Raw genomic sequence first — 17,442 nt, 5'->3', positions numbered from 1 at the left:
TCGGCTCAGACCGGCCGCTCGCCGGAAGTGGTGGTGCGATGCATGATCCGGATCGACGCGGGATCGAAGGAGTCGCGGCGGTGCATGGTGCAACGATTGTCCCACATCATGATGTCGCCCTCATCCCATTGCTGCACGAAGATATGCTTCGTGTTCGTCGTGTGATCCCACAGTTCGGCGAGCAGCGCGTCGCTCTCATCGCGGCTCATGCCAACGATCCAAGCGCCTTCCGTCGTTCCACCGAGGTAAAGTGCCTTGCGGCCGGTCTCACCATGTGTGCGCACCAACGGATGCACGATGCCGCTCCATTCGCGGAAGTCCTGGCTTTTCGGCGTGGACTTGCCAAGTCTGAGTTTGCCCGTCTTGTCGTAGACGTTCTGGAAGAAGATCTGGCGCCCATCGACGGCGTTCTTGAGAGGCGCCGGTAGCGTGTCGTAAGCGATATAGGTCGAGAGGAAATAGGTGTCGCCGCCTGAAGGCGGAACAGCGACGGCACGCAGGATCGCGCCCGCCGGCGGGCGTTCGTAGAACCACGTATCGGTGTGCCACGTCGCCTCGCTATTGCCCATCGCGCCGCTTGGCTTGCCGTCCTTCATCGCATTGCTGATGACCAGGATTTCCGGGTGGGTCGGATGCCCGCCTTCCTGCAGCTGCTTGGGATGGATGACGAACTCGCCGAAGTGATGCGAGAACTGCACCTGCTGGGCGTCGGTGATGCCCGCCTTCTTGAAACGGACGACGCCATATTGCAGCCAGAACTTTCGCACCGCGGCGATGTCGTCGGCGTCATAGTCATTGAAGTCGAAACCCTCGATATCGCCGCAGACATTGCTGGCATGCTGAACGGCGCGAAGCCTGATTTTGGTGAGCATTCCTAAAACTCCTGTTGCTGACCTTCCTCTAAGGTCGCGATGATCGTAGGGCGGGCGAGGGAAGCATCGCCAATATCGATTGGATCGGATTGATAGGCGTGGCGTATCGATCGCCATCGGCTATTCCGGCAGGACCTGGATGTCGTCCGGGTCGATGGAAAGCGCGACGACGTCGCCCATAACCGGAAGTGAGGCCGACAGCGATGAGCGTGTTAGCACCGTCAAGACGACATGCGGATCGATCTCGACCGCGAGCTCCAGCGACGGACCGAGGTTGATGACTCGGCGCACGGTTCCGGACAGACGATTGACGCTGCACCCGCCGGCGTCACCAGTGTTGTTCAGCACCGCGATGTCTTCGGGCCGGATGCAGCAGAAGCGGGCTTGCTGACGGTTCGGCGGGCGCTTTGCCCGCAAGCTGATCGCGCTCCCGGACAGGTGAAGGTCGAGGGTGGTTTCCTGCTCGCTCGTCCCTTCGATGGTGAGGATGTTCGATTTCCCGATGAAATCCGCCACGAATGAGCTCGCCGGATGACGGTAGATCGAAGCGGGCCCGCCCGTTTGGGCAATGACCCCCTGCCACATCACCACGATCCGGTCGGACATCGCCATCGCTTCTTCCTGGTCGTGCGTCACGTAGACGAACGTCATGCCGAGCTGCTGCTGGAGCTCCTTGAGTTCGAGCCGCATGGCCTCTCGAAGCTTCAGATCGAGATTCGAGAGCGGCTCGTCGAGGAGCAGGACGGATGGGCGTGGCGCGATGGCACGCGCCAGTGCCACGCGTTGCTGTTGTCCGCCCGACAATTCCCTCGGATAGCGCGCGCCGTAGTCGTCAAGATGAACACTTCGCAGTGCCGATGCCACGCTCGTCTCGATCTCCGATCTCGCCGTGCCTTTCATCTTGAGGCCGAAGCCGACGTTGTCGGCGACCGTCATGTGCGGAAAGAGCGCGTAGTTCTGAAACACCAAGCCGATATTTCGCCGTTCTGGTGGAATGCGGCCCTGGCTCCTCCCGCGGATCCTGATATCGCCGACCGACGGCTGGTTGAAGCCGGCGATCATGTTGAGCGTTGTCGTCTTCCCGCAGCCGGAAGGTCCGAGAATACTGACGAACTCACCCTGCGGGATCTGCAGGCTAATGTCCTTCACGACGGAGACCGCCCCGAAGGACTTGCTGACGGAGACGAGTTCAATATCGACGCTGCTCATTTGCTGCCACCATGGAGTTTGACGGAAAATCCGCCGATCTTTTCAAAAAGGAAGATCACCGCGAGGATGAAAATCATCGACGCGACATTGACTGCCGCCATCACCGGATCGAGGCTGTATTCGAGGTAGTTGATGACGGTGATCGGCAGCGTCGTATCGCCTGGTCGAACCAGGAACACCGACAGCGGAATGTTATTGAAGGAGATGATGAAGGCGAAGGTCATGCCTGACAGCACACCAGGCCTGATCGCTGGCAAAAGAATGTACTGCACCCGCTGACGCTTGTTCGCCCCCAGGATCTGACCCGCCCGATCCAGATTGCGGTCGAAGTTCGCAATAGACGTCGCCACCATTCTCACGACGAAGGGTAGGGCGAGGACGATGTGGGCGGCGATGAGCGCAGGCGTGCCAAGGAAGGACTGCAGCCCGACAAGTGACAGGAATAGGACGATCGCGACGCCTTTGACGATCTGCGGCACCGACAGCGGCGAGAGAAGCGCCGACATCGCCGCCTCACTGCCACGTATCTTTTCATAGAAGACGGCATAGGCTGCCATGACGCCGATGATGCCGCTGACGATAGAGACGATCACCGCAATCTTGACGCTGAGCAGAAAGGGCAGAAGCCAGCGCTCCGAGACAAGGTCGCCGTACCACCGCGCCGTCCACTCCCACGGCCGGAACGTGACTGCGGAGGTCGGGCTGAATGAGGCCGCTATTACGACGGCAAGTGGCAGCGTGATGAAGGTGAGGACGCCGGCTAGCATGAGCCGGAAGAGGACCGAGAGTAGCCAGTTCATGACGTGGCCCCCCCGGCGCCGCTTCGTTTGGTACGGTGCCGCGCTTCAAACCGCACGCCAACGAACGAGATCACCAGCATCAGAAGGAGAAGCGCGTTGGCCATGACGGCGGCAAAGGGCCAGTCGACGTAGAAGAGGACCTGCTCGGAGATCATCGTCGCCAGGACTTTGAAACCGGCGCCGCCAAGGAGTGCGGGTGTCGCGTAGGCGCTCGCGGCCATGGTGAACGAAAGCAGCAGCGAGCTGACAAGTCCCGGAACGGAAAGCGGGACGATGACGTGGCGGACGACGGAGACGCGCGAGGCTCCGAGCATCTGAGCCGCGCGCTCCAGACTTTCGTCGATGCCCTGAATGCTCGTCATCAGCGAGAGAATGCCGAACGGCAACACGACGTGCGTCAGGCCGACCACGACCGCAAAGAGATTCTTCGAAAGCGGAAGCGGCGACGAAATGAGACCGAGGTCAAGGAGAACATCGTTGATGAAGCCGCGGTCTTCCAGAATGATCAGCCATCCGTAGGTCCGCAGCACCACGCCCGCAAGTTCCGGTGCAAGCGCAAGGGCAAAGACGAGAGCGCGCCACCGGCTTCTGGAACGAGCCAGAAAATAGGCGACCGGATACCCCAGCACGGTAACCGCGATCGCGACCAGTCCGGACATGACGGCCGTGCGACAGAATCCTGCAACCGAAAGCCCATCGGTGAAAAACCGTCGGTAGCTCTCGACGGAAAATCCACCGACCTCCTCTTGTGAAAAGCTGATGCCGATCATCATTCCCATCGGAAGCGCGAAGAAGACGCTCAGGAATAGGGCAGCTGGCGTCAAAGCCATAAAACTGTAGGATCTTCGGATTGGAGAAAGAGACGCCGCCGGAACCGCAACTGTGATGGTGTTCATCGCGATCTCTCAGTCTGCCTGGGGAACGACATCGCGGTCCCACTGCTCGGCCCAGCGCGGCAGGCGCTCGGCGACGAGCGACAGGTCCGGAAGGAGCAGGGTCTCAAGGTCAGCTTCCGAGGTGATCTGCCGCGCGCGAATCGCCTCCGGGACCTCTACGTCGGTTCGCGCGCTCCCGACCTTATAGCCGCCGATCCAGGCTTCCTGACTTGTCTTTTCCAAGAAGAAATCGATGAACTTCATGGCCGATTGCTTGTTTTGCGCACCCACGGGCACGTTGAGCGTGGCGATGAGGGGAATGGTGCCTTCCTTGGGACGGATGTAGTCAACCGGTAAGCCGGCATCGACGAGGAGTTGAGCGCGGCCGTTCCAGAAAGGCATGGCCCAGACCGTGCCGTCCTTGATGTAGCTTTCGAGAATGGCAGATGACTGTTCGAATCCGATGGATTGCCTGGCGACGGCTTCCATCGCCTTGAATCCCGGATCGAGATTGTCGACAAGGTCGCCACCATTGATCACGGACATCATCTCCACGAGGTAGATGGCCATGATGTTTTGAAACGTCGGCAGCACGATCCTCCCCTTCAGCTCGGGGGCGAGGAGCGCCGACCAGGACGACGGCGTGGCAAGCTTGTCCTTCCGGTAGAGGAGCGACATGTACTGCACTTCGTGCACCGCACCGCAGGGACCGGCCGCGGCTGACAATCTCGGCATGAGTTTGGCAAGGTTCGGGATCGCAGCCGCGTCAAGTTTCTCCAGCACGCCGTCACGGCAGCCCTGCAGCGACTGCGAAGCGGTCATGACGACGACATCGAACTCCGGTCGGCCCCCGGTCGCCTTGATTTTCGCATAGTCCTGCGACGCCGAGCCGACTGGATCATAAATGACATCGATACCGAACTTGGCCTCGAACGGTTCGATAATCGCTTGTTCTATGATCTCCTCGTAGGGGCCGCCGTAGCTGTTGACCACGAGCGTTTCTGCTCGCAAAGGGGTGGACAGGATCGCTGTCATGATCGCCGAAAGGAGAATCCGGCTTTGCTTTGTTCCCATGGCTCGTCTCGCTTTTTTGTTGTTGCGGTGGGGATGGTGGACAGCCGGCGGCCGAGGGTCCAATAATGATCGTCGAAGATTATTGCTCCGCAGCTATCAATCGGGGCTATCGCGGTTTTCTCCCGACAGTGGCAGCGATGACGATTTCGCATTCACAGGGTAGTGTCTCGAAGCTTGGCGCCGCATCCTGTTCGGCGTTGTCTTCCCGCGGATCGCTTTCGGTCGAATGAACATGGTCGGCTGCCCGCCCCAGGGCCCGTGCTCTCGCCGCGCGCGGTGCTATGCCTGGCGTGGGCAAGACGAGGAAGGCCGGGCTTCGGAACGGCGATAGTCGCCGATACCAGAGGCGGAACCGTGCGGCACCATCTCGATGAAGCCCGCAAAACGCTCACGCGCGATGTCGATGCCGCAATTCGTGGCCAGCAACATCATCGCTTTACTGCGACCATCAGCTGCCTTATATATTCTTCTCAAGGAGAATGATTATGGTCACTGTCTCACACGCCTACACGCCTGCCGAGGCCGCCGCTGTCAGCGAGATTGCGATAAAGTCGGTGCACAACGCGATCGACAAGCGGATCGTCGCCAATCGTCCGTCCAGCACCGAGGGCCGAGCCCTCACCGAAGAGGATCTGCTTCGCTTGAAGCTCTGGTACGGCGTTGGATCGATCCTATCTGCCGAGCGCCGTAAACGACTGTTCGATACCATCGATGAGAACCCCGGAGCCGATACCGTAAGGGCCGACGATTACCTTATCATCGACGTCGCGCGGGCAAGAGAGCAATTGGCCGCGCGCGCCGAGGCGCTTCGAGAGGCTGAAAAATTGATCCAGAGCGTCAAAGGGGTTGTCGGCGGCGAACCGGTTTTTAAGGGAACCCGCGTTCCCGTGCGAACAATCGCCGCGATGAAGGCCCAAGGCGCGAGCACCGAGGAAATCGTCGAAGGCTATCCTTCGCTGACGGGCCGAATGGTGGAGCTTGCTGACATCTGGACAGCAGCACATCCCGTTCGGGGACGGCCACGCAAACTTTCGGAGCTGGGCTTGAAGGTGAAGTCGGAAAAGCGTCTTCGGCTCGGAAATGAGCGCCTTCCACAATCGTCGGATTAGTCCTCTTGAAATTTCTGATCGACGAATGCCTCCACACATCACTCGTGGCCGTGGCTCAAGACCACGGCCACGATTGTTTTCATGTCAACTGGTTGGGGTTAAGCGGCGAGACCGACTGGGACCTGATGCCTCGGATCGACGCGGAAGATTTCACCTTCGTGACGAACAACGCTCGCGACTTTCGCAAGCTCCACGCCAACGAACAGCTACACGCGGGTCTCGTGATTATCGTGCCGCAAGTCCTACCTGCGCTTCAACGGGAACTGTTTATTCTTATTCTGCGGGAACTGGCAGGGGTGCAATATCTCGTCAACGAGGTGCTGGAAGTGACCATCGAAGAGGATACCGCCGTTCTGACGCGCTATCTGCTGCCGGAAACCTAGACGCTTTCCAAAGCTTATTTAGCGCCAATCCGGGACAGATCGATCCGCATTTCCGCTGCTCCGACACCACCGCTATTCTCGCTCTCCTTGAGCTTCGAAAAGGGTGGCGCGCTATCGGTGTGGGGGTCTTGTTCGGCCACGGGTGGGACGGTCAATTTCACAGATAAGCCGGGATCATCGGCCCGAAACACGCTCACGCCCTCGAACTCGCCGGTCTTCCAGGCATAGACGGCATCCTCGAATATTTGCGGAAAGACTTGCCTGTCGGTGGGATTGCCGTACCACTTGGCGACGATCCTCACCACTTTGGCGAACATCCCCGTTCCGAGGCGCAGATTTTCACAAGCCTGTAGAAGATCAGACTTGAGCTCAGAGACATCCTTGACGCCGATGCCAGCCGGGACCTGGGTGATCCCGACGCGGACCACGGCCTGGCCGACATATCTACGGATAAGCTCCATCGCCTCGTCCGGCGTTTTCACCTTCGGGACGAGGATCAGCCGCTCACCGGCTTTGACGGTAACCGCCAACGGGTCCGAGGAGCCAGCCCTCTGGACGAACTGCTCGACAATGGCAGGCGTCAGTGAGGGATCGGCGCATTTTTGTATCATCGCGGTATCGAGCATGACTGCCTCCCGAGTTCAGGTGTTGAATGAAATGACGAGCGGTTTGTCGAAGAGGCGCGCGAAGGCCCCGGCACTGGCCCGCTGGATCGCGACGATCGAGGTATTCGCGGTCCACCAACCATTACCGACGGCGACGATGACATCGGGATCGTGCAACATGGATTGCAGGGCGGGCCAGGCAACGAGCTGTTCGTAGCAGATCAGCGGCGCGACCTTGTAGCCGTTAAGGACGACCACCGGGTTTGCAAAAAAGTCTGCCGGCGCGCCTTTGCTATCGCCCCACCACGGCTGCCACATCGAGCCGGGGACAGGCATGCGCTGACGATAAAGGACGCGGCCGCCTCCGGCCGACACTGCCACCAAAACATTGTCATAGCCATCCGCGCCAATAACGGACGCGCCGGCGATCACCGTCACGGGACTGCCGGCCAGGGCCCTGGTCCATAACCGTTCGACGGTGGGCGTCCAGAAGCCGAGCGCACTTTCCGGCAGGACGATATAGCCAACACCATCGCTCGCCTCCTTTTGCACCGTTGCGATCAGGTCACGCTGTCGCTGAAGTCCGGCCTCGCGTCCGAGCGAAGCGCCCATTTGCCAATCGACGCCGCGCCATGAGTGAGGCACCTCTGGATCGGTCCAGGTTGCGGCGGACCAAGCCCACGCGCCTGCCAAGGCGATCGCGACAGCCGGCCAGATCCGGGTTACGAGGCCGATCAGGCCGGCTGTCGTGGCTGCCAGTCCCCACCACCCCCATCCCGGAAAAAGAACGCCCGCCGCCATGATCGGATGCGCCCACCCGGTTATGCCGAAAGGGGGTAGCCCCATCATGATGCCAGCGGCCACGTACCGATGGGGTCTCTTGGTGCGAACCGATGTCCAAAGCACCGTGTGGACCCCGAAAAAACTGACCGATGCCGCGAGCCAGAGCAGCAGTCCTGGCCAAAGGTCGGACGAATAGAAGGTGGCTACCCCTTGCGGCAGCCCATGTGAGGCCGCGAGGAAATATGCCGCAGAGACCAGCCCCGCCGCCATCCGATTGGGTGCATGTGTCCATAATACAGGAAAGGCGAGGGCGGTTGGCAGGAGAAGCACCTGGCCGCTCCATCCGATCGAGGCGGCCGCGATGGCAAGGCCGATCAGCGCCGCGGTACCCACGTGGTCACGGCGCATAGGTGAGCACCTTTTGCGCCAGGCCGAGGATGCCGGACACGGGCAGTGGACCGAAATAGCGGGAATCGTAGGAGCCCGCGAAACCGGAATGCAGAAAGACGTGTCCCGCTGGCACGGCGCCACTCGCAAAAGCCGAAAGCGGTCGACCTTTTCCATCTGCTTTGGCAACTGCCGAATTTGTCACGGTGATGCCATCGACGAACATGGCTGACCTGATGTCCACCCTTTGACCCTCGGTGGCGATCACCGTTTTGATCAGTGGGGCAAAATCGCCCGGGCACGAACCGGAGCGCAGATAGCCGCGCTGTCGGGCCTCGCGCATCCTGTCGTTTTCCGGCGGGCAGATGAAGACGACATCGCCGACGGCGGGGGGCCGATCGAGTCCCGCGACGCGCCAGAGGCCGAGCGGTTCGCTCGGCGTCAAATTGATGCGGAACCCGCCGACCGTGGCGGCGACGAACAAGCCAAGGGCGAGCAAGGCCGTGGCCAATAATAGCGCCGCGGCGGGGCGTATTTTCTCGTATGTCGGGCGCTGGCGCGTGATTGTCGGAATCATTTCAGCGAAAGTCCCTGGCTCCTGGTCTGCCGCAAGGTCTCGGCCTGCTTCAGCGCTTCGGTCGTTTTCTCATGAGCGGAGAGCTGCTGGATGGTACGCATCGAATTCCAGGCGGTTTGTACCTCCGCCTTTTGCGCGGGGTTCATCCCTGCCGTGACGGACTTGAAAGTTTCTCCGCTCGGATCCTTCGACGCGATGCCGAGGAAGGTGCGTTCGCCGAACCGTTCCGAGACGGCCTTGGCGAACCGATCGAGTTCGGCCTTCACCATTGTGTCGGCAAGTGCATATTCGAGACCGGCGGGAAGATCATTGCGGTCGATCGCATCACGCACGCGCTCGAGCGTTTGCTTTGCGGGCGCAGAGAGCGCGGGGATGTCGACCGAGACTTGCCGGCGAACCGCGCGTTCCTCCGTCTCATGCTTGCGTTCGATCTCGGCACGCTGGCGAAGATAGCGTTCGAGATTACGGGCCAGGGCCGGCACGTTGGCGATCGCCCGTTCGCGGTCCTTCTTGTCGCCCCGGTTGGCAAACACGCCCGTCTTACCCCTCAATGCACCGAAGCGCTCGGGTTCGCCGGCGATCTTCGCCAGCGTGGTTTTGGCGATCGTCGGATCCTTGAGCATCGCGTTGACATTGACCGCCTTGAAGGCGCTTTCCGGCTGGGCGTAGACGAGATGGAACCTGGTGGAGACATCCTCCCATTGTTTTTTGAGACCTGGATCCGCTGCGAGCTTGTCCTCGACGGACTGATCGATGGATTTCGGGAAAGTAGAAATGCCAGATACCATGGGCTTCGACTCCTTGGCGGTCGGTTTGGGTGATGTCTTGGCGCTGGCGGCGCGTCCGAGTTTCACGCCAATCGCCGCCAGGCGGGCGCCGAGATCGGCGAGTTTCTGCTTCTGCCGGACGACCCAGTGGAGGCGATCATGGGCGATCGTGCGGGCGACGTTCATGAGGTGCAGGCCTCGCGCCTCGGCAAAGCGCAAGGCTTGGCCGTACAAAGAGCTCTTCTGGTAGTCGAGCGCCGTCTCCTTGGCGTTGCGGCGCGACAGGATCGGGATAAGGCCACCGGACTTGCCGAAAGAGCGTCGGCCGTAATAGACGGCGAGATCCTCGCGATGGCGCGTCATGGCCACATAGGTGAGGTGACGGTCCAACGAGAGGGATGCAAGCACCTTGACGCAGTCGACGGTCGCGCCTTGGCTCTTGTGGATCGTCGTCGCATAGCCGTGATCGAGCTTGTTGTAGAAGCGCTGCTCGATCGTGACCAGACGGCGATGGTCCCCTTCGCCAAGCGCCACCACGAGCCGTCCAGGTGCAGCCTCGATGACCTTGGCCAACATGCCGTTCTTGACGCCAAGGCTACCCTCGTTCTTCAGGAACACCATCTGGTCGCCGGCCGCGAACATGCGGGTTCCGTCATCGGTCTTGAAGGCAAAGCCGACTGCGACGATGCCGCGCTCGACCAGCTTGGCGCGAGCCATATCGTTCAACATCCGAACATCGCGCCGAAGGTGTGCGAGGATCAGGCTGCTCTTCGAAGGATCGTAGTCGCGATCCCAATCGGCGATCAGGCTTTCGATTGCCTGCGCCTTGAGGTCCAATCCCCTGACATGCCCATGGTCACGATAGGCATCGACCGCTTGGCTGACATTGCCGCGCGCCAGATCGCGCGATGCGTCGCGCATCCATTGCTGGCGCTGACGATAGATCGTCTCGAGTTCGGCATAGCCGATCCGGTCGGCGATCGCCCGGAAGGCAGCTCCCGCCTCGATCGGCTGCAGCTGTTCGGGGTCGCCGACCAGAACCAGTTTCGCACCGGCCTCGACGACGGCCTCGACGAAGAGCGCCATCTGTCGGGACGACACCATGCCGGCCTCGTCCAGCACGAAAACGGTTCTCGCGTCGATCCGGTCGCGGCCCCGGTTCCAGCGCAGCTCCCACGACGACAGTGTGCGGGACTGAATGCCGGCTTCCTTCTCCAGGCCCTCGGCTGCTTTGCCGGCAAGCGCACCGCCGACGACACGATAGCCAGCCGCTTCCCAGGCTTCGCGGGCCGCCTTCATCATCGTCGTCTTACCGGCGCCGGCGCGGCCGATGACGGCGGCGATCCGTTCGCGGCCAACCACACGTTCGATCGCCGTCCGCTGTTCATCCGACAGACGGGCATGGCGCGCAAACGTCACCTCCAGCAGCGCCTCGCCTACGCCATGAGAGGCGCGCTCGGACAGCAAGATCGCCCGGTTGACCATCTCGGCTTCAAGCCGGATCATCTCCCGCATCGTGTACTTGGCTGTTGTCCGGATACCCGTCGCAAAGTCGATCCGGTCACGTTCGAGACGCAGCGCCTCCGGGCTCTGCAGAACCCTCATCATCAGGTGCTGAAACAAAGCGGCATCGTCGATATAGCGGTGCAGGATCTTCGCCACGTCGCGTTCGTCGAAGACGCTCTTCTCCCGCGTGATGAGGTCGAGAACGATTTCCGGACGGCGCTGTATGCGTCGGGCATTTTCCGCGCGGCGGTCTTCCTGCAGTTCAACGCGTTCGAGCTTTGGCGACCATGCCGACGACCTTGCGTCGGCTTGGTCCGCCTTGCGGTCGATCGCCTTGGTGGCGACACCAAGATGGATGGTCGGGGTCAGTTCGATGCACTGCTTCTCGAAGGACCGCCCGTCGACGCGGATGTCGAGACCCGCAAGGGCAAGATGCCTATTCTGACAGGCGAACCAACCATCGCGAACCGCATTAAAATCGTCCGCGCTTCCGGCCCAGAGTTCATAGACGATCTTGCCGGCATCGTTGCGCATCGGGTTACCGTCCGGACTGGTCACCGCGACCTTCTTTGCGCCGAACCCATACTCTGTCAGCGGCCTGAGCGTCGTCATCAGATGGACATGCGGATTGCCCGGTGCGTCATGATAGACCCAGTCGGCGACCATGCCCTTCGACGTGATGTGCCGCTCCACAAAATCCCGGACGAGAGCAACGTTCTGCTCGGCAGAGAGCTCGATCGGAAGGGCAATGGTGACGTCTTTGGCAAGCTGCGCGTCCGATCGCTTTTCGAACGCCTCGACCTTGTTCCAGAAGGCTTCGGACGCTCCTGACACCGACCTGTCGGCGATCATGGCATGCAGCCATGTGGGAGCCCCCGCCGGAATGACGAACTCCTCATGCAGGAGACCACGCTTGCGCGTGTAGTCGATCGTCCGGGCTTCCCGCTCGAAGTCCATCTTCGCGCAGTGACGGTAGGCCGCCGACAGCACGGCGCTGCGGCCGGAGCCACGGGCGACGATGCTGACGGAGAAATGCGGGACGGCCACGGCGCGATACTTTCCCGGTTGCGAACGAGTTCATCGAAGTTCGTCGAAAGCGGCGGGCCAGATCGGCCTCGAGCAAGGGCGTCGCGTCAGCGACGTATAATTGCGCCCTTGGAAGCCGCTCCTCCGGAACGGCCGGGATCATGACCGGAAGCGCAGGTTGCGCCTACTCGCATTAGTGTCGGTAGATCGGCAAGCCGGTCTGGAGGAACCTCACAAAGGTTCGAAGACGAAACGACAGACACGGGACCATCCGGAATGAAGAAACACTCCTCGAAAATCCGCGACGAAATCGCCAAACTGCAAGAGCAACTTAAAACCGCCGAGACTCTCGAAGCGAAGCGAATCGGGCGGATCGCGCTCAAGGCTGGCCTTGGCGAGATCGAGGTTGACGAAAACGAGCTGCAGGCAGCGTTTGAGCACCTGGCCGAACGGTTTCGCAGGGGCGAAGTCCTTCCGACCGAAGAAAAGGGGGCAAACGAGCATAGTCGCAAAGGGGCACATGCCATACCGGTCGCGTCTGGCACGGCTGCGGGCGGCGATAGCGAGGCTTGAACGGATGGCGAGGACGAGGACATTCGAGGCCCGCAAGAAGGATACACGCGAAAAGATCGAACTTGGCGGGCTGATCGTCAAGGCGGGCCTACGATACGAAAAGCGCGCGCTGCTGCTCGGGGCACTGGTCGAAACAGCACGACGCATCAGGAGCGATGAGGGCGAGCGATCCCGGCTCACGGCGATCGGAGCGGAGGCCTTCGGCAATGACGACGAATAAGATCGCGCTGGTCAGCGTACCCATAGCACTGATGATGCTGGTCACCATCGGCATGACGGGTTTCGAACAATGGCTTTCCGAATTCGGGAAAACCGAGACAGCTCGACTGATCCTCGGTCGGACTGGAATCGCCTTGCCCTATATCGCGTCAGGCGCCGCCGGCATCATCTTTCTGTTCGCGAGCACCGGCTCAACGAACATCAAGCTTGCCGGATGGGGCGTTGTCGGCGGCAGCAGTGCGACGATCGTGATCGCTGCGCTGCGCGAGACCGTGCGACTTTCCGCAATTTTCGACCACTTTCCGGCAGTTCGATCGGCGCTCTCCTATGCAGACCCGGCAACGATGATCGGGGCTGGGGCGGCGCTGACGTCTGCCGGCTTTGCACTTCGCGTAGCACTTGTCGGCAATGCGGCGTTCGCGCGCTCTGAGCCACGCCGCATTCGAGGAAGGCGCGCACTGCATGGCGAAGCCGAGTTGATGAAATCGGCGGAGGCCGAAAAGCTTTTTCCAGATACCGGCGGCATCGTCATCGGCGAGCGCTACCGCGTCGACAAGGACATTACGGCGAAGCAGTCGTTCCGGGCGGACAGCGTGGAGACGTGGGGTGCTGGCGGCAAGTCGCCGCTTCTCTGCTTCGACGGCTCGTTCGGGTCCTCGCACGGTATCGTCTTTGCCGGTTCAGGCGGTTTCAAGACGACGTCGGTGACGATCCCGACCGCCCTTAAATGGGGCGGTACATTGGTCTTGCTGGATCCGTCAAACGAAGTCGCGCCCATGGTGATCGAGCATCGGACAAATGCAGGACGCGACGTCCGTATCCTCGATCCAAAAACGCCCGACACAGGCTTCAATGCGCTGGACTGGATCGGGCTTCATGGCCGCACGAAGGAAGAGGATATTGCCGCCGTTGCCTCATGGATCATGAGCGACAGCGGCGGCGCTCGCGGCGTGCGCGACGATTTCTTTCGCGCATCGGCGCTGCAGCTGTTGACCGCATTGATCGCCGACGTCTGTCTATCCGGCCGCACCGAAGAGGACGACCAGACACTCCGTCAGGTCCGCAAAAATCTGTCCGAGCCCGAACCCAAGCTGCGCGCGCGATTGCAGTCGATCTACGACAATTCGATATCCGACTTCGTAAAGGAGAACGTCGCCGCCTTCGTCAATATGACCCCAGAAACGTTTAGCGGGGTTTACGCGAATGCGGTGAAGGAGACGCACTGGCTATCCTATCCGAATTATGCGGCGCTTGTCTCGGAGTCGACTTTTTCGACCAAGGACATTTCCGCGGGAAACACGGATGTCTTCATCAACATCGACCTGAAGACGCTGGAGACGCATTCGGGTCTTGCTCGCGTCATCATCGGGTCCTTCCTGAACGCGATCTACAATCGTGATGGAGCGTTGAACGGGAGGGCGCTGTTCCTTTTGGACGAGGTGGCACGCCTGGGCTACATGCGGATTCTGGAGACGGCTCGTGACGCCGGCCGAAAATACGGCATCACGCTGACAATGATCTACCAGTCGATCGGCCAGATGCGAGAAACCTATGGCGGCCGCGACGCGGCGAGCAAATGGTTTGAGAGTGCGAGCTGGATCTCGTTTGCTGCCATCAACGATCCTGAAACGGCCGACTACATCTCGCGGCGTTGCGGCATGACGACGGTCGAGATCGATCAGGTCAGTCGCAGTGTCCAGTCGAAGGGTTCATCGCACACGCGTTCGAAACAACTTGCCGCCAGACCGCTCATCCAGCCGCACGAAGTTCTGCGCATGCGGGCCGACGAGCAGATCGTGTTCACGGCAGGTAATGCGCCGCTTCGATGCGGTCGTGCGATCTGGTTCCGTCGTGACGATATGAGGGCTTGCGTCGGCGAGAACCGGTTTCATTCACCGGTCAGCGGCGACAAGAATGCGATAGATCCTAAAACTCCGATGAAACTACGCCGGTAGCGTCTGCCAGGATTTAGGGGAGTTGTTTGGCGACGAATCGTAACGCCGTTCGGAAAACGGTGGGGTCGTCGTCGGGCCGCTTGCGGCGCAGCATTCCAACACTCGTCGTCTGGGCGGCGGTGATCGGCGTCGCCAATTTGCTGTGCCTCCATCCGACGGGAGAGGAATAGGGGTTTGGGGAAAGGGAGGAGTGAACCGTCCTCTATCCCCATGGGAGAAAGTTTGAAGGAGGGGCTTGCCCTTCCGTCATGGGGTGAGCTTGAGAGGGGCGGCGCAGCCCCCCTTTCGCAGCCGAGCCGGTCGGTCGATCCGGCCGAACCGGGTCATAAGGCAAGGCAAAGACCAGAGGCGGCGGCCGCCTCTGGTCTGGGTCTCAACCCGCGGGATCGAAGAACGGCTCTCTATCCTCGACACCGATATGCCAGCGCTTATCGGACCACCGGGACGGAAGGTAAATTTCGTCGCCGCCGAAATATGCGATGATGATCCGGTCGGCCTGATGGAACAAGCCGAAATCCACCTTTTTGTCGATCGCAAAGAGTAACGCTGCCGACAGAAATTCGCGTGGGATATCGGCTGGAAGATGGACTTCCGCATCGAAATTATGACGCAAATTTTCAAGCAAGTCCGACTGTTGAGGCCGCAGCTTGGGGACTTCTCCATCCATTTGATTGATTTCATGCCTTGTCATCAGAGTCTCCTTTTCGTTTTCTGACGAAAGGGGGCCGCATCGTAGCTCGCGAGGGGTCAGGGACTGCGGAACGCGGCCGCCACGCGGCGAGCGGAGGAACCGATTTTCTGTGCCGCCTGCGGTGCGGAAAATTGGAGGGGCCGCGATGTCCTTGACGCCGGAGCGGCGGGTGCACAATGGGCAGTCAGAGAGATAAAACCGCGTCCTGAAAGGACGCGACCGCCTGCCAGCATTGCTGGCCACATTAGACGGTTCGGCAAGCTCGACACGACGATTTCGTGCACAGTCTGCTTTGCGTTGCAAGAGGATCTTGACCGGATCCGGCGAAGACCGCCAGCTGGCCTCGGTCGCGATGCGATGAGAGCCGTGCGCCAATGGCGCCTCGCCCCGGTGCCATCCATCACAAACTTGAATCGGTCGCATGTGATTGATTCAAATGTGTCGTTGGACGTCGCAATACTGTTTGGCGATCATGGCAGCATGCTTGCACAGCCCTACCACCTCTATATCGAACGCGCTGATCCGGCAAAGAACATGGCGCGCTACTACGCCATGGAAATCGGGCAGACAATGTTTGGAGAAGCCTGCCTGATCCGGCGATGGGGACGCATCGGCCAGCATGGCCAGGAGAAACAGCACGTCTTCGAACGGGAGGAGGAAGCGGTTCGCCTGTTCCTCGCCCTGGTGAAGCAAAAACGTGCCCGCGGCTATCAGCCAAGATCAACTCTCCGATATTTGCAGGGATGATCCGATCGCCTCGGTCTTGAAGCATTACCACGACCGCCGAAACGGCCCCTGCTGGCACATCACTGCCGCCGGTTCCAGTAGGTCTCAAGAGTGCCGCGCCGACCTCGCTGAGGAACGATATCGGCCAGTCGCGGTATGGAGTTGGCGAATTGTTGCGTGATGTCTTCCATTTAAGTGCGCTCATCACTGGTATCCGCTCTAAAGGGTCGTGGGCGGCCTCGAGGCCGATTGTCGGCTTTCTCTAAGCGGGCCGCTGGCCCCGCCTCAAGCGGCGGGGCCAGCGGGATCTCAGTCTCGGTTTTGGCGGGACCAGATCAACTGGTAGTCGTCCTCGCCTTCGACCACCGAAAGCGTCGCGTAGATCGGGGCCGGGAAGCTCGGGTCGTCCAGCTTGACCGAGAGGTAGTCGCGGTCGCTCTCGTTGGAACGCTTCTGCCAGGCCGCACCGAGCTCGACGTTGCCAGCGTAGATACGGAAGTGCGGACCCTTGTCGGATGGATTTTCGACGCGGGCGATGCGGGCCTTGACGTTGAGCGCGAGAGTGCGGATCGAGCCGGTGAAGCCGTTTTCGTTTGCGGTGAAGATGCCGATGGTAGCCATGTTCAAGTTCCTTTCGTGTGTATCGGGCCGCGCCCATCGCGGCCTCGATGGCTGTCGCAAAGACCGGTGACGATCGGACCGCACCTGATAAGGCCAAAATGAAATGGAGGGCGGCAAGACGCAGATTTGTTAGCGGGAGAGGAGGACGTGACGTCCGGGGTAAGAAATCTGCGAATGGCCGTTGCGGTAAGACGATCGAGGCGCAGCCGGTCTCCGGTCAGACATGCCTCATCGAGCCCGCGGAGGAGCGGCCCACGACAGCAATGGGAGGTACTGGACATGGGGCCAGCGTCTCGATATTGCCGTACCGATACACTGCAACGGCAAGCCCGTGCTCTGTCCTCAAGTCATAGAGTCGAACCCGGATGCGACGAGTTCACCCGGCCGGGCAGTTGCCCTTTGTCATCAATGTGGTTTGCCGAGCTGCGGTTCGCCGCCCGGAGATCCATGCGTCGCGCCAAGCCGTCTATCGTCGAAATCAGGCCGCCCCAGAAAGTTGTGGCCACCGATCGGCGAAACCCGGAAGCTTTCGACCGCTGGGGCGATTACCCAAACCAGTCGGGCGCACGCAAAATGGCCGAGGCACGGATGACGGCTCTCGATGCCAGGGGGCTGCCCGTCGCTGCACATATGCCATCGTCGCGTGCAGTTAGTCGAAGGTTGCTCTTCGCCCCGCAGATGCGT

General features: G+C 60.7%; 17 protein-coding genes. 6 read left to right on the top strand and 11 right to left on the bottom strand.

Annotation, left to right across the window (positions count from 1 at the left end):
* Positions 1 to 5 precede the first annotated feature (5 nt).
* From K6N12_RS25780 to K6N12_RS25760, 5 genes are all read right to left on the bottom strand, one after another.
* A complete protein-coding gene (locus tag K6N12_RS25780; RefSeq protein WP_003554536.1) occupies positions 6 to 872 on the bottom strand; it encodes a TauD/TfdA dioxygenase family protein in 867 nt (288 codons plus the stop codon).
* Positions 873 to 992: 120 nt separating this feature from the next.
* On the bottom strand, positions 993 to 2,081 hold the full coding sequence (locus K6N12_RS25775) for an ABC transporter ATP-binding protein (protein WP_097629527.1): 1,089 nt from the start codon (positions 2,079 to 2,081) through the stop codon (positions 993 to 995).
* Positions 2,078 to 2,881, bottom strand: coding sequence for an ABC transporter permease (locus K6N12_RS25770; protein ID WP_003554540.1), 804 nt, complete (start codon positions 2,879 to 2,881; stop codon positions 2,078 to 2,080). Before K6N12_RS25770 ends, K6N12_RS25775 begins: the two co-directional genes overlap by 4 nt.
* A complete protein-coding gene (locus tag K6N12_RS25765) occupies positions 2,878 to 3,777 on the bottom strand; it encodes an ABC transporter permease (RefSeq protein WP_222135033.1) in 900 nt (299 codons plus the stop codon). The genes K6N12_RS25770 and K6N12_RS25765 overlap by 4 nt, the downstream gene beginning before the upstream one ends.
* A gap of 9 nt (positions 3,778 to 3,786) precedes the next feature.
* Complete coding sequence (locus tag K6N12_RS25760) at positions 3,787 to 4,830, bottom strand: ABC transporter substrate-binding protein (RefSeq protein ID WP_222135064.1); 1,044 nt, start codon at positions 4,828 to 4,830, stop codon at positions 3,787 to 3,789.
* Between the two features lie 485 nt (positions 4,831 to 5,315).
* Here K6N12_RS25760 and K6N12_RS25755 point away from each other — a divergent pair, with 485 nt between their 5' ends.
* Together K6N12_RS25755 and K6N12_RS25750 are read left to right on the top strand one after the other, a co-directional pair.
* Positions 5,316 to 5,939 (top strand): DUF433 domain-containing protein, encoded by a 624-nt coding sequence (locus tag K6N12_RS25755; protein WP_003554546.1) that lies wholly within the window; start codon positions 5,316 to 5,318, stop codon positions 5,937 to 5,939.
* 5 nt (positions 5,940 to 5,944) lie between these two features.
* Complete coding sequence (locus tag K6N12_RS25750; protein WP_222135032.1) at positions 5,945 to 6,322, top strand: DUF5615 family PIN-like protein; 378 nt, start codon at positions 5,945 to 5,947, stop codon at positions 6,320 to 6,322.
* Between the two features lie 14 nt (positions 6,323 to 6,336).
* Here K6N12_RS25750 and K6N12_RS25745 read toward each other — a convergent pair whose 3' ends face one another.
* The 4 genes from K6N12_RS25745 to traA are packed head-to-tail and all read right to left on the bottom strand — an operon-like array spanning position 6,337 to position 11,994.
* Positions 6,337 to 6,948 (bottom strand): TraH family protein, encoded by a 612-nt coding sequence (locus K6N12_RS25745; RefSeq protein WP_003554549.1) that lies wholly within the window; start codon positions 6,946 to 6,948, stop codon positions 6,337 to 6,339.
* 15 nt (positions 6,949 to 6,963) lie between these two features.
* Entirely contained in the window at positions 6,964 to 8,118 is a 1,155-nt protein-coding gene (locus K6N12_RS25740) for a conjugal transfer protein TraB (protein ID WP_097629525.1), read from the bottom strand.
* The gene (gene traF / locus K6N12_RS25735; RefSeq protein ID WP_003554553.1) at positions 8,108 to 8,674 is read right to left on the bottom strand and encodes a conjugative transfer signal peptidase TraF; all 567 of its coding nucleotides are present in this window, start codon (positions 8,672 to 8,674) and stop codon (positions 8,108 to 8,110) included. The genes K6N12_RS25740 and traF overlap by 11 nt, the downstream gene beginning before the upstream one ends.
* On the bottom strand, positions 8,671 to 11,994 hold the full coding sequence (gene traA, locus K6N12_RS25730; RefSeq protein WP_222148999.1) for a Ti-type conjugative transfer relaxase TraA: 3,324 nt from the start codon (positions 11,992 to 11,994) through the stop codon (positions 8,671 to 8,673). The genes traF and traA overlap by 4 nt, the downstream gene beginning before the upstream one ends.
* 255 nt (positions 11,995 to 12,249) lie before the next feature.
* On the opposite strand from traA, the gene traC reads away from it, so the two are divergent.
* From traC to traG, 3 genes are read left to right on the top strand one after another with little or no spacing between them, the layout of a single operon-like run.
* Entirely contained in the window at positions 12,250 to 12,546 is a 297-nt protein-coding gene (gene traC, locus K6N12_RS25725; protein ID WP_097629523.1) for a conjugal transfer protein TraC, read from the top strand.
* Positions 12,547 to 12,550: 4 nt separating this feature from the next.
* A complete protein-coding gene (gene traD, locus K6N12_RS25720; RefSeq protein WP_097629522.1) occupies positions 12,551 to 12,766 on the top strand; it encodes a type IV conjugative transfer system coupling protein TraD in 216 nt (71 codons plus the stop codon).
* Entirely contained in the window at positions 12,753 to 14,720 is a 1,968-nt protein-coding gene (traG, locus tag K6N12_RS25715; protein WP_222148998.1) for a Ti-type conjugative transfer system protein TraG, read from the top strand. Before traD ends, traG begins: the two co-directional genes overlap by 14 nt.
* Before the next feature lie 373 nt (positions 14,721 to 15,093).
* Here the strand turns inward: traG and K6N12_RS25710 are convergent, their stop codons facing one another.
* Complete coding sequence (locus K6N12_RS25710; protein WP_064649809.1) at positions 15,094 to 15,411, bottom strand: hypothetical protein; 318 nt, start codon at positions 15,409 to 15,411, stop codon at positions 15,094 to 15,096.
* A 480-nt stretch (positions 15,412 to 15,891) separates the two neighbouring features.
* Here K6N12_RS25710 and K6N12_RS25705 point away from each other — a divergent pair, with 480 nt between their 5' ends.
* Entirely contained in the window at positions 15,892 to 16,158 is a 267-nt protein-coding gene (locus tag K6N12_RS25705) for a WGR domain-containing protein (RefSeq protein ID WP_179867192.1), read from the top strand.
* 288 nt (positions 16,159 to 16,446) lie between these two features.
* Here the strand turns inward: K6N12_RS25705 and K6N12_RS25700 are convergent, their stop codons facing one another.
* Positions 16,447 to 16,758, bottom strand: coding sequence for a DUF736 domain-containing protein (locus K6N12_RS25700; RefSeq protein WP_003554568.1), 312 nt, complete (start codon positions 16,756 to 16,758; stop codon positions 16,447 to 16,449).
* Positions 16,759 to 17,442: the final 684 nt, after the last annotated feature.

The sequence above is a fragment of the Rhizobium redzepovicii genome (assembly GCF_019793435.1).
In the GTDB taxonomy this organism is placed as follows: Bacteria; Pseudomonadota; Alphaproteobacteria; order Rhizobiales; family Rhizobiaceae; genus Rhizobium; species Rhizobium redzepovicii.
Note: the sequence above shows the minus strand (reverse complement) of the source record. Positions and strands in the feature narration are given on the sequence as shown.